The organism is Flavivirga rizhaonensis, from assembly GCF_004791695.1.
Lineage (GTDB): Bacteria > Bacteroidota > Bacteroidia > Flavobacteriales > Flavobacteriaceae > Flavivirga > Flavivirga rizhaonensis.
The window spans coordinates 58,577-73,648 of sequence record NZ_SRSO01000001.1; the positions used below are offsets into that span (position 1 = coordinate 58,577).

General features: G+C 31.2%; 13 protein-coding genes. 10 read left to right on the top strand and 3 right to left on the bottom strand.

Annotation, left to right across the window (positions count from 1 at the left end; translation table 11 throughout):
• Positions 1-95 precede the first annotated feature (95 nt).
• Together EM932_RS00210 and rlmH are read right to left on the bottom strand one after the other, a co-directional pair.
• A complete protein-coding gene (locus tag EM932_RS00210) occupies positions 96-380 on the bottom strand; it encodes a hypothetical protein (RefSeq protein ID WP_135874281.1) in 285 nt (94 codons plus the stop codon).
• A gap of 653 nt (positions 381-1,033) precedes the next feature.
• A complete protein-coding gene (gene rlmH, locus EM932_RS00215) occupies positions 1,034-1,507 on the bottom strand; it encodes a 23S rRNA (pseudouridine(1915)-N(3))-methyltransferase RlmH (protein WP_135874283.1) in 474 nt (157 codons plus the stop codon).
• Positions 1,508-1,635: 128 nt separating this feature from the next.
• Between rlmH and nadC the strand changes: the two genes are divergently transcribed.
• The 3 genes from nadC (at position 1,636) to priA (ending at position 6,111) form a co-directional block, all read left to right on the top strand.
• Positions 1,636-2,496, top strand: coding sequence for a carboxylating nicotinate-nucleotide diphosphorylase (nadC, locus tag EM932_RS00220; RefSeq protein WP_135874285.1), 861 nt, complete (start codon positions 1,636-1,638; stop codon positions 2,494-2,496).
• A gap of 74 nt (positions 2,497-2,570) precedes the next feature.
• Positions 2,571-3,512, top strand: coding sequence for a YihY/virulence factor BrkB family protein (locus tag EM932_RS00225; protein ID WP_135874287.1), 942 nt, complete (start codon positions 2,571-2,573; stop codon positions 3,510-3,512).
• Between the two features lie 145 nt (positions 3,513-3,657).
• Entirely contained in the window at positions 3,658-6,111 is a 2,454-nt protein-coding gene (gene priA / locus EM932_RS00235; RefSeq protein WP_135874289.1) for a replication restart helicase PriA, read from the top strand.
• A 37-nt stretch (positions 6,112-6,148) separates the two neighbouring features.
• On the opposite strand, the gene EM932_RS00240 is transcribed toward priA, so the two are convergent.
• Positions 6,149-6,844 (bottom strand): LytR/AlgR family response regulator transcription factor, encoded by a 696-nt coding sequence (locus tag EM932_RS00240; RefSeq protein WP_102754690.1) that lies wholly within the window; start codon positions 6,842-6,844, stop codon positions 6,149-6,151.
• Between the two features lie 200 nt (positions 6,845-7,044).
• Between EM932_RS00240 and rpsF the strand changes: the two genes are divergently transcribed.
• The 7 genes from rpsF (at position 7,045) to hisS (ending at position 15,056) form a co-directional block, all read left to right on the top strand.
• Complete coding sequence (rpsF, locus tag EM932_RS00245; RefSeq protein WP_135874291.1) at positions 7,045-7,383, top strand: 30S ribosomal protein S6; 339 nt, start codon at positions 7,045-7,047, stop codon at positions 7,381-7,383.
• Between the two features lie 2 nt (positions 7,384-7,385).
• Entirely contained in the window at positions 7,386-7,682 is a 297-nt protein-coding gene (gene rpsR, locus EM932_RS00250) for a 30S ribosomal protein S18 (protein ID WP_019388303.1), read from the top strand.
• Positions 7,683-7,695: 13 nt separating this feature from the next.
• Positions 7,696-8,142 carry a 50S ribosomal protein L9 gene (rplI, locus tag EM932_RS00255; protein ID WP_135874293.1) on the top strand — a complete coding sequence of 149 codons (447 nt, stop codon included), beginning with the start codon at positions 7,696-7,698 and terminating at the stop codon, positions 8,140-8,142.
• 129 nt (positions 8,143-8,271) lie between these two features.
• Positions 8,272-11,421 (top strand): TonB-dependent receptor, encoded by a 3,150-nt coding sequence (locus EM932_RS00260; RefSeq protein WP_135874295.1) that lies wholly within the window; start codon positions 8,272-8,274, stop codon positions 11,419-11,421.
• Between the two features lie 165 nt (positions 11,422-11,586).
• Complete coding sequence (locus EM932_RS00265; protein ID WP_135874297.1) at positions 11,587-12,054, top strand: DUF6495 family protein; 468 nt, start codon at positions 11,587-11,589, stop codon at positions 12,052-12,054.
• Between the two features lie 213 nt (positions 12,055-12,267).
• On the top strand, positions 12,268-13,203 hold the full coding sequence (locus EM932_RS00270; protein ID WP_135874298.1) for a hypothetical protein: 936 nt from the start codon (positions 12,268-12,270) through the stop codon (positions 13,201-13,203).
• A gap of 482 nt (positions 13,204-13,685) precedes the next feature.
• Positions 13,686-15,056, top strand: coding sequence for a histidine--tRNA ligase (hisS, locus tag EM932_RS00275; RefSeq protein WP_135874300.1), 1,371 nt, complete (start codon positions 13,686-13,688; stop codon positions 15,054-15,056).
• Positions 15,057-15,072 lie beyond the last annotated feature (16 nt).

Genomic DNA, 15,072 nt, shown 5'->3' on the forward strand with positions numbered 1-15,072 from the left:
ATTTAAATTGCTGATAATCAATAATTGGTTTCGACAGGCTCGACCTGACAAATAAAAATTATAAAGACTTTTTAGACACCCTCCATAGTAAGACTTTACAATTTTAATCTATATGCCTCCATACATATAAGACCCCAGGCTCTGGAATGCAGGTCATGGCTTATCCCTAAAACGGATATCGTGCAATTTGCCCCCCAATTGTCAAGTGAACAATTATAAGGTAATGACATTGTGATTAGATCACATTCAAGAGGACTACCTCTCTGGATATATACATCATCCGGTACATCATTTGGAGAAGGCTTAAAAGCAAAAGAAGCTACAATGGCCAGCGTAAAAACAAAGGCGTACAAAGTTGTTTTTAAAGATTGACGTTTCATAATATAAATATTTAAAAAATTAATGACCTACTCGTTTTTACAGGTTTTCGGTCTTACCCCTGACTATATATTATATCTTTATCTCGAATTTGCTATTCGTGAGTCCAATTCAGGGGTAGTTTTGAAGGGTAAAATGATTTTTAAAACAATTTCTGTTTATATTGACACTAATAAATCTTATAAATTTATCTTGAGTGCTTGAACTATTTTGATTTTTTCTTATACTTCGGCACTAAAGTTAAATAACTTGAATTTTGATATTGTAAACACCAATGGAGATTACGGTTTTGATGGTAGAACAATCTGGTTAGCTTGTCTATTTAAATATGTTTACCCCAAAGGTTTATATTATTTTATTCAAACATAGAAGAAAAAACTTACCTTAAAAGGAGGAAAACTTGTCTGAGAGGGATTAATATATTTAAGAGGAAACTGTTTTGGATAACGAATAGGTCTAAAAAGTAATATATTTTATCATCAGAGTTTAGTGAACCTGCCTGTCATGTCCTTGGCTTGATAAACCGGCAGGCAAGGAATCTTAATATTTTTTGTAAATACATTTCGATATTATCGAAATTTAGTAAGGTTTTAATATACTATGTAGAAAACGGTTTTTTATTTAATTTTTGTCATGTACTAAAATTCAATTGGTATTATCTGTGATGATAAGGTTCATTCTTTAAAATAGTAAAGCCTCTGTAAAGTTGTTCAATAATAAATAAACGTACCATCTGATGGGAAAATGTCATTTTAGATAATGATATTTTCCCATTTGATTTGTTATAAACATCTTCAGAGAACCCATAAGGTCCGCCAATAACTAAAACCAGCTGCTTAATACCAGAGTTCATATGTTTTTGTAGATAATTGGAAAATTCAATAGAATCTAATTGTTTACCGTTTTCATCTAATAAAATCAAAACATCACTCATATTAAGTTTATTTATAATGAGTTCACCTTCTTTTTGCTTTTGCTGTTTCTTACTTAAATTTTTAGCATTTTTTATATCAGGAATGATTTCTAACGAAAACTTAATATAAAAACCTAAACGCTTTGTATATTCATCAATTAGCGATTGAAGGTTTTTGTTATCAGTTTTTCCAATGGCGAGAAGTTTTATAGTCATAAAAGCAAAATTACTGTTTAGTATTTGTGAAAAACATATTTTAAATATGAAAAAAATAAAAATTTCATAAATGTAAAATTTAATTTAGTAAATCAATTTCTTATTTTTGTTGCAAACTGACTAATTATATGATAACACAAGAGCAATTTGATACAGAAGTTAAAGCAATAATTTCAAACGCTATAAGAGAAGATGTGGGTGATGGCGATCATAGCTCTTTGGCTTGTATTCCTGAAAATGCTAAAGGTAGAGCAAAGATTTTAGTTAAAGACAAAGGCGTTATAGGTGGGGTTAATTTTGCTAAAAAAGTACTTGCTTATGTAGATAAAAACCTAAAATTGGATGTTAGAATTGAAGATGGTACAGAAGTTACATATGGAGATGTGGTTATGTTTATTGAAGGGTCTTCACAATCTATTTTAAAAGCAGAACGAACGGTGTTAAACGCTATGCAACGTATGAGTGCGATTGCTACTAAAACAAGAATGTTTGTTAATTTATTAAAAGGAACTAACACTAAAATTCTTGATACTCGTAAAACCACTCCAGGAATTCGTGTATTGGAAAAATGGGCAGTAGTTATTGGTGGCGGAGAAAATCACAGATTTGCATTATATGATATGATTATGCTTAAAGACAATCATATTGATTTTGCAGGAGGAATTACAAAAGCCATTGAAATGACTAAGTCGTATCTGAGAGAAACCAATAAAGATTTAAAAATTATGGTGGAAGCCAGAAATTTAATGGAGGTTGAAGAAATATTAAAAATTGATGGTATTTATAGAATTCTACTAGATAACTTTGACTACGAAGATACCAGAAAAGCTGTAAAAATGATTGGGAATAAATGCCTTACAGAGTCTTCTGGTAACATAAATGAAACCACTATTAGGCATTATGCAGAATGTGGCGTAAATTATATTTCGTGTGGTGCTTTAACACATTCTGTTCATAACATGGATTTAAGTTTAAAAGCTGTAAATTAGTTTTTATTACTTTCAAATTAGTTTAGGTTTTTTGTGTATTAAACAATAAACTTTTAGACGTTTATACTAAATGAATGACCAAGCCCATTGAAGACAAACTTGATAAGATTCCAGTAATAAATGTCTTGGTGCGAGTTTTCAAGAAATTAAAATTACCAGGTCTTGAAGGTTTATCGTTTTACGATTTATTAGAACTTTATATTACGGGTATTGTACGTGGTGCTTTAACAACTCGTGCAAGTGCTATAGCCTTTAGTTTTTTTATGGCACTGTTTCCTTTTTTATTATTTGTTTTAATCATTATTCCATATGTGCCGATAGATGATTTTAAAATTGAGTTTTTAACCTTTTTAGAATCTTTTTTACCACCAAACACATCCGATTTTTTCTTTGAAAATATTTTTGAAAATATTGATCAATCACAACGAGGCGGTCTATTATCATCAGTTTTTATATTATCGATAGCTTTGATGGCAAATGGTGTAAACGCTGTGTTTTCTGGTTTTGAAAACTCATATCACCAGCAATTAAACCGGAATTTTTTTAAACAATATTTGTATGCATTAAGTATAGCATTAATACTAGCGTTTTTACTTATTGTCACTATAGCTGTTTTAGGGTATTTTCAAATATATGTCGTACAAGAATTATTAGATGTTTTAGAAAATAAGGGCTATCAGGTGCAAAGTCAAAATGTATTGTGGACAGATATTGCTAAATATGCATTTTTCGTTCTTATGGTATATCTGGCAACAGCAACTTTATACTATTTTGGTACTCAGGAAGGAAAACATTCAAAATTCTTTTCTGTAGGAGCATTATTTACAACATTACTCATTATTTTATCGTCTTATTTATTTGGGCTTTATATTGAAAATTTTGGACAGTACAATAAACTATATGGTTCTATTGGAGCGTTATTAATTCTGTTATTTTATTTGTGGCTTAACGCTAATATTTTGTTGTTAGGTTACGAATTAAATGCCTCCTTGAATAAATTGCGCAAACAATGTTAAGATTTAAAAAAGTTGTAATATGATTGTAGATTAAAGCTAACCAATAATCCTAATATTTTACAAGTAAGAGGGTATATTGCCTTTTTATATGCAACCCAATATTGGGAGCGTGTTAATTAATAATTAAAAAAAACAGACATTTTCTTTGAACTTTTTTATAGACGTTATAATTCCTGTTCCGCTTAAAAAGCTATTTACTTATAATGTAACAGCGTCTGAAGCTGATTTTTTAAAAGTTGGTATGCGTGTTGCTGTACCTTTTGGAAAGTCTAAAATTTATACAGGAATAGTTTATAAAATACATCAGGAAGCTCCCACAGCTTATGAAGCAAAAGACATTCAGCAAATTCTAGATGATTCCCCTATTGTAAATGAAAAGCAATTACAATTGTGGCAATGGATTTCTAACTACTACATGTGTACGCTAGGGGATGTGATGCGGGCTGCTTTACCTAGTGCATTTATTTTAGAAAGCGAAACCGTTATTTTAAAAAATACTATTAAAAACATTGATGAAGGCATATTAAAAGATGATGAATTTTTGGTTTATGAAGCATTACACCATCAATCGTCTTTAAAAATTCATGATATTTCTAATATCCTTGATAAAAAGAATGTGTTACCGGTTATTAAGCGATTAATTGAAAAAGAGGCTATTTCTGTAGAAGAAGAAGTCTATGAAAAGTATAAGCCAAAACTGGTTCGTTATGTAAAACTAGGTGCAAGTTTTTCTTCAGAAACGGCACTTCAACAATTATTAGAAGATCTAAATAGAGCGCCAAAACAACGACAGGTGATTTTAACTTTGTTTTCTGTTTCAGCTACTACAAAAAAGCCGGTGAAAGTTTCAGATTTATCTTCAGAAAGTGGCGCATCAACGGCGATTATAAAATCATTGATTGATAAAGGGATTCTTGAGGAATACTATATTCAAACGGATCGTGTTCAATATTCTGGAGAAGACAATGAAGCTACTAAAAACCTTAATGAGTATCAAGAAACAGCTCTAAAAGAAATAAAGAACGCTTTTGTTAAACACGTAGTTACATTGTTACATGGAGTGACTTCTTCTGGTAAAACCGAAGTATATGTTAAGTTAATTGAAGACGTTTTAAACCAAGGGAAGCAAGTACTCTATTTATTACCAGAAATAGCATTAACGGCGCAATTAATTACACGATTACAGAATTATTTTGGAGAACAGGTAGCTGTTTTTCATTCTAAATATTCATCTCACGAACGTGTTGAGGTGTGGAATCATGTTTTAAATAATTCCGTAAAAGCGAAAATAGTTTTAGGAGCGCGTTCTTCTATCTTTTTACCATTTGATAATCTAGGTCTTATTGTTGTTGATGAAGAGCATGAGCAATCTTTTAAGCAGTTTGATCCTGCACCACGTTACCATGCACGCGATACAGCTGTGGTATTAGCGAATATGCACGGGGCAAAAATACTTTTAGGCTCTGCTACACCAAGTTTAGAAAGTTATTTTAATGCTAAGCAAAATAAGTATGGTTTTGTAGAAATAACAAAGCGATACAATGATGTTTTAATGCCAGATATAGAGCTAGTTGATATTAAAGAAAAGTTCAAAAAGAAACTAATGAAAGGGCATTTTAGTGATAGACTTATCGAAGAAATGACAGAAACATTAAGGGAAGGGCATCAAATTATATTATTTCAAAACAGACGAGGGTTTTCTCCCATTGTAGAGTGTAATACTTGCGGTAATTCACCACAATGCCCTAATTGTGATGTGAGTTTAACCTATCACCAATACAGAAACCAATTACGTTGTCATTATTGTGGTTATAATTCGGCTATGATAAAAGATTGTATGGCTTGCGGTAGTTCCGAATTAGATACTAAAGGGTTTGGAACCGAACAAATTGAAGAAGAGGCGAAATTATTGTTTCCAGATTATAAAGTAGCACGTATGGATTTAGATACCACAAGAGGTAAATATGGATATGAAAAGATCATTACAGCTCTGGAGCAGCAAGAAATAGATATTTTAGTAGGAACGCAAATGCTAACAAAAGGACTGGATTTTAGAAATGTAAAACTGGTTGGTATTATGAATGCAGATAATATGCTTAATTTTCCTGATTTTAGAGCACACGAACGAAGTTTTCAATTGATGTTACAGGTTTCTGGAAGGGCAGGACGTACAGATAAGAGAGGTAAAGTATTAATACAAACCTATAACCCGTATCATAATATTTTGCAGCAAGTGTCTACTAATAATTATATAGAGATGTTTAACGAACAAATGAATGAGCGTTATAATTATAAATACCCACCTGTTTACAAACAAATAAAAATTACTTTAAAGCACAAAGACTATAATAGGGTAGATACAGCTTCGGTTTGGTTTGCAAAGTCTTTAAGACAATTTTTTAAAGACAATGTCTTGGGCCCAGAATCACCGCCAATTTCTAGAATAAGAAATCAATTTCATAAAAATATTCTAGTCAAGATCCCAAAGGAACATTCATTATCAAAAACAAAAAAAGCTATCATTAAAGTAAATAATAGCTTTTCAAGTATAAAAGATTTTCGGTCGGTAAAAATAATTTTAAATGTCGATAACTTTTAATTTAATTCGGTTTGTTGGTTAGGTTAGTTAGTAGATCTTAAATATTATTTAAAGCGTCAACTAACTGAGTCTTTTTATTTCTACTTAAAGGAATTTCATAAGCTCCAACTTCAACATTTTTACTGTTAAATCTGTCTATTTTATCAAGATTAACAATGTATGATTTATGGATTCTTAAAAATTTACCTTCAGGTAATTCAGCTTCGAAAGACTTCATTGTAGATAATACTACTAAGCTGGTTTCTTCTGTAACTAGTTTTACATAATCACCAAGTGCTTCGATCCATTTAATATCTTTAATATAAACTTTACGTTTTTTAAGATTACTCTTTACAAAAATATGTTCACCTTCCTCTTCGTTAAAGTCTAAAGTCAATCTATGTTGCTCTAAAGCTTTGTCAACAGAGGTGTTAAAGCGTTCTCTTGTAATTGGTTTATGTAAATAATCGGTAGCATCATAATTAAATGCTTTAAAAGCATATTCGGTTTTACCGGTTACAAAAATAATTTGAGGTTTGTTGTTTAATACGTCTAAAAGTTCAAATCCATTTAACACTGGCATTTCAATGTCTAAAAAAATTAAATCTACTTGATGCGTATTTAAACCATTTTTAGTTTCTAAGGCACTACTGTACTCCGCAATTAAGTTAAGTGAAGGATGATTCTCTACTAACTTAACTATAGAGAGACGTTGTATTGCCGAATCGTCTACTACTACACAGTTTAATGTCATAACATTTTATATTATTTCGGTTAAGATATCGACAATAGTACAAAAAATTCGGCTAAAAACCAAAAATCATCGTTAAAGCGTTTATTTTAACATAATTTTAACAATATTTTGTTAAGATATATTATCCTAGAATTATTGTTGTTTTATATGTATATATTAACTATTTTTGCACCCAATTTTTAACAATTAAATAGATTTTTATGAATCATTATGAAACTGTTTTCATCTTAAATCCCGTTTTATCTGAAGATCAGATAAAGGAAACAGTAAAGAAATACGAAGATTTTCTTGTTTCTAACGGCGCTAAGATGATAGCTAAAGAAGATTGGGGGCTTAAAAAATTAGCTTACCCAATTCAAAACAAGAAAAGTGGTTTCTATCACTTATTTGAGTACACTGTACCAGGAGAAGTTATTAATGCATTAGAAGTTGAGTTTAGACGTGATGAGCGTTTTATGCGTTACTTAACTGTTGCATTAGATAAACATGCTATTTCATGGGCAGAGAGAAGAAGAGTTAAACTTAAACAAAAAGCTTAATTATGTCATCGATAGAACAACAATCAAAAGGAAAAAAAGACGGAGAAATTAGATATTTAACGCCGTTAAACATTGAGACAAACAAACAAAAGAAATACTGTCGTTTCAAAAAATCTGGTATTAAATACATAGATTATAAAGACCCGGATTTCTTATTAAAGTTTGTAAACGAGCAAGGTAAAATTTTACCAAGACGTTTAACAGGAACTTCTTTAAAGTATCAAAGAAAAGTATCTGTAGCTGTAAAAAGAGCACGTCACTTAGCTTTAATGCCATATGTAGCAGATTTATTAAAATAAAATACCGATAACAATGGAACTTATATTAAAACAAGACGTTGAAAATTTAGGATTTAAAGACGATGTTGTAACAGTTAAGAACGGTTATGGTAGAAATTTTTTAATTCCCCAAGGACAAGCTATACTTGCTACTTCTTCTGCTAAGAAAGTATTAGCAGAGAATTTAAAGCAAAGAGCTTTTAAAGAGAAGAAAATAGTCGACGATGCTAATAAAACGGCTGAAGCTTTAAAAGCATTAGAAATTAAAATAGCTGCAAAAGTTGGTACTGGAGACAAATTATTTGGTTCTGTGAATAATATTAATGTCGCTGAAGCTCTAGAAAAAGAAGGACAGTCTATTGATAAAAAATTCATAACAGTAACTACTATTAAACGTACAGGAAAATACAATGCAATGATACGTTTACATAGAGAGGTATCTGTTGATTTACCTTTTGAAGTTATTGCTCAAGCAAACTAAAAGTATTAACAATTAGCTGATAAAACTTTTATATAATGTAAAGCCATTCTTATGAATGGCTTTTTTTTGTTTATTTTTGTTTGAATAATTACTATGCATGCATAGTTGACTAACTTAAACTAAACTCAAATGAAAAAAACTACCCTCACAATGTTTTTCTTGTTTTTTGGACTTCTTGCGTTTTCGCAGGTTACAACATCAAACATTAAAGGTCTAATTTTAGATAAAAATTCCGATCCTCTCCCTGGTGCGAATGTCGTAGCTATCCATACACCTACAGGTACTAAATATGGAGCAGCAACAAATTTTGACGGTCGATTTAACTTATTAAATTTAAGAGTAGGAGGGCCTTACTCAATTACTATAAGTTTTGTTGGTTTTCAGAATCAGACTTATAATGATATATTCCTAAGCTTGGGGAAAACTCAAAACCTGAATGTCGTTCTTATAGAAGACAATGAGCAGTTAGATGCTGTCGTTATTCAGGGAAGTGGAGGCACAGGAACTTTTGGTAGTGACCGTACAGGGGCTGAAACTAGTGTAGGGAGACGTGAATTAACACGTTTACCTACTATTTCAAGATCGGCTGCAGATTTTACTAGATTAGAACCATCTGCAAGTGGGAATTCTTTTGGAGGTAGAAACGATCAGTATAATAACTTCTCTTTGGATGGGGCTATTTTTAACAACCCTTTCGGTTTAGATGCACCTACTCCAGGGGGACAAACGGGGGCACAACCTATTTCGTTAGATGCCATAGATCAAATATCAGTATCAACGGCGCCATACGATGTTACGCAATCTGGATTTACAGGAGCTTCGGTAAATGCAGTAACTAAGAGTGGTACCAATGAATTTCACGGTACTGTTTATGGTTTCTTTAGGAATCAGGATTTAACTGGTGGAAAGATAAAAGGAGAAGATGTTACAAAACCTGACTTAGAACAAGTACAATATGGTGTTAGTATTGGAGGCCCTATAATTAAAAATAAGTTGTTCTTTTTTGCCAATTTTGAAAAAGATGATAGAACAGATTTAGGAACCAACGGATGGATACCTAATACAGGTTCTGGAGCCGTTAATGAATCTAGAGTTACTGCAAGCGACTTAATGAGTGTATCAAATGCTTTGGCAACATTAGGATATGATACAGGTGCTTACGAAGGATTTACTTATGGATCCGAATCTACCAAAGGAATTTTTAAACTAGATTGGAATATTAATGATAATAACCGTTTAGCTATTATCTATAACTTTTTGAATGCATCTAAAGAAAAACCAGCACATCCTACCGCTTTAGGGGTTAGAGGGCCTAGCTTTACAACACTTCAGTTTGAAAACTCAGGATACGAAATAAATAATGGGATACAATCAGTACAATTAGAGCTAAATTCGACATTATCTGATGAAATGACTAATAAATTACAGATAGGTTATACTCATTTTGATGATTTTAGAGCCCCATTGTCTGCACCAGCACCAGCCATTACTATTCAAGATGGAAGTGGTTCTAATTATATTATTGCTGGTCATGAACCATTTTCTATTAATAATAGATTAGATCAAAAAGTGATTCAACTTACTAATAATTTAAACGTAGTTAAGGGGAGTCACACATTTACAATTGGATTTTCTTTTGAAAAATTTCAATTTGATAACTCTTTTAATTTGGGAGCTTTTGGTTATGATGAAGATGGTGATTTTAATCAGGAAGTGGGAGCATTTGCAGCTTATCCTGACTTAAATGCTTTTTTAACAGATGTAAATGATGGTACACTAGCAGCTGCATTAGCTAATGCTGATAATGTTTTTAACGCTAATAATGCTTTGGCTGCTGGCGACGGATGGTCTTTAGCAGAAACGAATGTTGGACAATTAGCATTTTATGTACAAGACGAATGGAATGTAAACGATAATTTTAAATTAACTTATGGTATTAGATTCGATAAACCATTATATTTTGATACCAAAGATAAAATTGATGAAAATATAGCAAGGAAGCCTTTTACTTTCGATCCTACAATTCCTTATTTTAATCCTAACACAAATCAGGAAACTTTAATAGATTCAAGGAAATTACCAGACAATAAATTTCTTATTTCTCCGCGTTTAGGTTTTAACTGGGATGTTAATGGAGAAAGTAAAACACAAATACGAGGTGGTACAGGTGTCTTTACTGGTCGTTTTCCGTTTGTATGGTTAGGAAACCAGGTACAAGGCCTAGATTTCTTCTTTTATCAGGTAGTTGATCCAGAATTTAAATGGCCACAAGTATGGCGAACTAATATTGGGGCAGATCATAAATTTGATAATGGTATCATTTTAACTGGAGACGTATCTTATACTAAAGACATCAACGGTGCTCATGTGCAAAACTGGGGCTTAAGAAATCCATCAGGTACGCTTAATGCGCCTGGTGATAATAGACCAATTTATTTACCAGCCGATAGAGGTAATAATGCCTATGTATTTACAAATTCAGATAAAGGGCGTATTTGGAATGCTAGTTTAAAAGCTCAGAAGACTTTTGAAAATGGGATTTACGCTAGTGTAGCGTATAACTATTTAAATGCTAAAGATGTAAATTCTATAGAAGCTGAAATTACAGGTGATGCTTTCGATTTTAACCCTAATTTAGGTAATGCTAATAATGATGTGTTGTCTTATTCTAAATATGGAGACACACATCGTTTTATAGGTGTTGGAAGTAAAAATTGGACCTATGCAAATGATAAAATGGCAACTACGATTTCTGCATTTTGTGAATATGCACAAGGTGGACGTTTTAATTATACCTATGCAGGGAATATAAATGGTGATAGTTCTTTTCAGAATAATGACCTTATTTATATCCCTACGGCAAATGAAGTACAACAAATGCAGTTCTCTGGACCAGGACAAGCGGAAGCTTTTGAAAGATTTATTCAGCAAGATGATTATTTAAGCGATAACAGAGGACGTTATTTTGATAGATATGGCGCTTTATCGCCTTGGAGAAGTCGATGGGATGTTAAAATTTTACAGGATTTTAAATTTAATGTAAGCGGAGATAAAACAAATACACTACAGTTAAGTATTGATATTCTTAATTTTGGAAACTTAATTAATTCCGATTGGGGCGTGGTTGAACAACCAAACAATATGTCTCCTATAGGTGTTGATACATCTGGAGCCACTCCAGTTTATACTTTTGATGAAACTTTAACGGATTCGTTTGGGTTTGATTCTAGTTTAGCTTCCAGATGGCAAATGCAATTTGGTTTGCGTTATATATTCTAGAGATTATAACATATATATTCTTAAATTTGCGCTCTTAATTTAGGAGCGCATTTTTTAATGAAACTCAAGTTTTTGGAGTTAACAAACGAACTAAAACTTGTAAGTTGAATTAATCCCGCTGAAAAGCGAGATCGTAAAGCTACCTTGTAATTGATTTTAATTTAAATGAAATATTCAAGACTTACAAAAGAGCAATTTGAAGAATTACATCAGGAGTTTATAAACTTTTTAGCAACGCAGTCTATTACTGCAGATGAGTGGACAAACCTTAAAGCTAACAAGCCAGAATTAGCTGAAATGGAGCTAGATGTGTTTAGTGATCTCATTTGGGAAGGTGTTTTAAATAAAGCGGAATACTTAGAGCACATATCTCCGCAACATATGTATTTGTTTCGTTTGGCTGAAGATAAAATGTATGTTATAGCACTTACCTTAAAAAATGATGTGGATATTACCACAAAAGAGGGGTATAATTGGCTGCGTGAAAATTTAATGGACGAAAATGTTGAATTTTTACAAGCTGATAAAGAGTATACCGACGATAAAAATTTGGACAAATTTAAAATGATTGAACAAGGTGCTGTTATTACAAAAGGCGACTTGTTTAAGTATTTTGAAAAGTTGATAGGTTAATTGTCATTGTAACAAAGGCTATTGAGAAGCATTAAAGCTACTTTAGTTTAGAATATCGAATTTTTTGTAAGATAATTCTCTTATTGTTTCAAATAAACTCCCTATATTTAGATACATAATATAGATGCTAAACTAGTATGTTCATCTATGCGTTAGTTAGATGTATTTTGAAATACATTAGTTTTAGAATCAACTTAAATATTTAATAAAAATATGAATTGGACAAAGACTAGGAGTTGGATTTACAAAAATCTTTTTTGGTTGTTGATAATCATGTCTTTAGGGATATTACTATTAGCTGGAAGTAATTATATAACAAATTTGTGGTGGAAAGATGTTTTAGAAAAAATAGGAATTGCAATCTTGTCTTCTGGAGTATTTGCATCTGTTTTAAAATCAATTCAATTTACTGGTATTTTTAAAGAGGAGGTTGGTAAAGTAATGCTCGAAACTGATTTTATAAAAAACAGAAGAGATTTACCTGATTTATGGAGTAAAATATCTAAAATAATTTATGACAGAAAATTTAAAAAAATTAGTAAAGATTTAGAACAAATCATTTTAGATAACTATTTTCCGACTAACTCAAAGTTTTATTACAAAGATTATTTTGTAACAATTAATATCGATAAAATAAATAAAGACTTTGAGGTTTCATATACACAAACATGTAGTTATGATGTAATAGTAGCTAAAAATGTAGATGAAATCACACTAACTTTGGAGACTTCAATTACGCAAGAAGATGATGCAAAAAGTTCTACTATTGTAAATGAATTAGAATATTTTACAGTTAATGGTAATCCACAAAAAACTAAAGAAGATCCAGAAACAGTTAACAATAAGAACTTTTCGAGATACTTTATGGACATAAAAGGAAAAGGACCACATAAAATAGAGTCTAAGTATAATAGAAAATATTCACTTAAAAATGAAAATTACAAGTTATTTCGACTTAATCATTTCACAAAAAACATGGATGTTGCAATAAGTTACCCTAAAGATATATGCGTATCATTTTTTAATATTGGTTTAATTCATAAATTTGATCCAGTACATGTAGAAATTGAAAATCAAATTTATAGAAAGCATAGAAAAAGTTTAATCTTTCCAAAACAAGGCTTTGGTATGAGTTTTGAGAAGAAATAAATTAAGAATTAATTCTTTGATTTAATTGAATATTATTCTATATTTGAAAAAGGACGTTGGAGTATAATCAATTTTATTAAATAAAATAGTTATGAAAATTGAAAAAACAGGAATAGACGAATTATCTTAGTTGATATTTGAAATATAATATTAATAAGTTTAATATACAAGCCTATCTAAAATTTAGATAGGCTTTTTTTATTAAAAAACTTATAAAGACATTTTCATTATATATTTTGTCACTGATTTAAACATTAGGTTGTTTTGTCATTGCGAGGAGCTATGACGAAGTAAACTGTTAATTGTCTAATCATTTTTAATTTAAAAGTTAGCATTTTTTTCTATTGAAAAAGCTCGCTATAACAATTTCATTATATATTTTTGTCATTCATCATGATACTATTATATCTGTAATCGTATCGTGAGGAACCCATTTAAAAAATAATCATTAAATAAGATACCTGCCTTCGCAGGTACTAGATATGGCTCAAAAACCAAGCATACCAAAAGGCACCAGAGATTTTAACCCAGAACAAGTCGCAAAACGTCATTATATTTTTAATACCATTCGTGGTGCTTTTGAAACATTTGGATTTCAACCTATAGAAACACCTAGTTTTGAAAACTCTGATACCTTAATGGGTAAATATGGTGAAGAAGGTGATCGTTTGATTTTTAAGATTTTAAATTCTGGGGATTATTTGTCTAAAGCCAATACTGAAGCTTATGATACAAAAAACTCTAATAAATTAACACCAAGTATATCGGAAAAAGCCCTTCGTTACGATTTAACCGTACCTTTTGCGCGTTATGTAGTCCAACACCAGAACGACATAGAGTTTCCGTTTAAGCGTTACCAAATACAACCAGTATGGCGCGCTGATAGACCACAAAAAGGACGTTTTAGAGAGTTTTATCAATGTGATGCCGATGTGGTAGGATCTAAGTCTTTGTGGCAGGAGGTTGAGTTTATTCAATTGTATGATACTGTTTTTTCAGCTTTAAAGCTTGAAGGCGTTACCATAAAAATAAATAATAGAAAAATACTTTCTGGAATAGCCGAAGTTATTGGAGCGTCTGATAAGTTAATAGACTTTACTGTTGCGTTAGATAAACTGGACAAAATAGGCGAGGAGAAGGTAAAAGAAGAAATGATAAGTAAAGGTATTTCGGAAGCTGGTATTACTAAACTTCAACCGTTATTTAATTTATCAGGTTCTTTTGAATCTCAAATAGAAAGTTTAAAAAGTATTCTTAGTACTTCTGAAGAAGGTCAGAAAGGTATTGAAGAATTATCTTTTATAAATACCGCGATTTCTGAATTAGGATTATTGACTGCAACCTTGCAATTGGATGTCACGTTGGCTCGTGGATTAAATTATTATACGGGCGCTATTTTTGAAGTATCTGCACCGAAAGATGTGAAAATGGGTTCTGTTGGTGGTGGTGGACGTTATGACGACTTAACAGGCATTTTTGGTATGAAAAACGTGAGTGGTGTAGGCATTAGCTTTGGTTTAGATAGAATTTATTTAGTTGTTGAAGAATTGAATCTATTTCCAGAAACAGTTAATAAAAATGTTGACGTACTTTTTATAAACTTTGGAGATAACGAAGCTTTGTTTAGCTTAAAAGCTATTAACAAATTAAGATCACAAGGTATAAATTGTGAATTGTATCCAGATGCTGCTAAAATGAAAAAGCAAATGAATCATGCGAACAAGCGTGCCATTCCATTTGTGGTTTTAGTAGGTGATGAAGAGATGGCTTCTAACACATATACATTGAAAAATATGATTTCTGGAGAGCAGCATAAAGTCTCTTTGGAAGCGTTAATCGATCTTGTAAAATAAAAAAAAGTCCTGAACG

Excerpts from the sequence above, each read along its gene's own strand:
- EM932_RS00210 (WP_135874281.1), bottom strand. The coding sequence starts at position 380 with ATGAAACGTCAATCTTTAAAAACAACTTTGTACGCCTTTGTTTTTACG.
- rlmH (WP_135874283.1), bottom strand. The coding sequence starts at position 1,507 with ATGACTATAAAACTTCTCGCCATTGGAAAAACTGATAACAAAAACCTT.
- nadC (WP_135874285.1), top strand. The coding sequence starts at position 1,636 with ATGATAACACAAGAGCAATTTGATACAGAAGTTAAAGCAATAATTTCA.
- EM932_RS00225 (WP_135874287.1), top strand. The coding sequence starts at position 2,571 with ATGACCAAGCCCATTGAAGACAAACTTGATAAGATTCCAGTAATAAAT.
- EM932_RS00240 (WP_102754690.1), bottom strand. The coding sequence starts at position 6,844 with ATGACATTAAACTGTGTAGTAGTAGACGATTCGGCAATACAACGTCTC.
- rpsF (WP_135874291.1), top strand. The coding sequence starts at position 7,045 with ATGAATCATTATGAAACTGTTTTCATCTTAAATCCCGTTTTATCTGAA.
- rpsR (WP_019388303.1), top strand. The coding sequence starts at position 7,386 with ATGTCATCGATAGAACAACAATCAAAAGGAAAAAAAGACGGAGAAATT.
- rplI (WP_135874293.1), top strand. The coding sequence starts at position 7,696 with ATGGAACTTATATTAAAACAAGACGTTGAAAATTTAGGATTTAAAGAC.
- EM932_RS00260 (WP_135874295.1), top strand. The coding sequence starts at position 8,272 with ATGAAAAAAACTACCCTCACAATGTTTTTCTTGTTTTTTGGACTTCTT.
- EM932_RS00265 (WP_135874297.1), top strand. The coding sequence starts at position 11,587 with ATGAAATATTCAAGACTTACAAAAGAGCAATTTGAAGAATTACATCAG.
- EM932_RS00270 (WP_135874298.1), top strand. The coding sequence starts at position 12,268 with ATGAATTGGACAAAGACTAGGAGTTGGATTTACAAAAATCTTTTTTGG.
- hisS (WP_135874300.1), top strand. The coding sequence starts at position 13,686 with ATGGCTCAAAAACCAAGCATACCAAAAGGCACCAGAGATTTTAACCCA.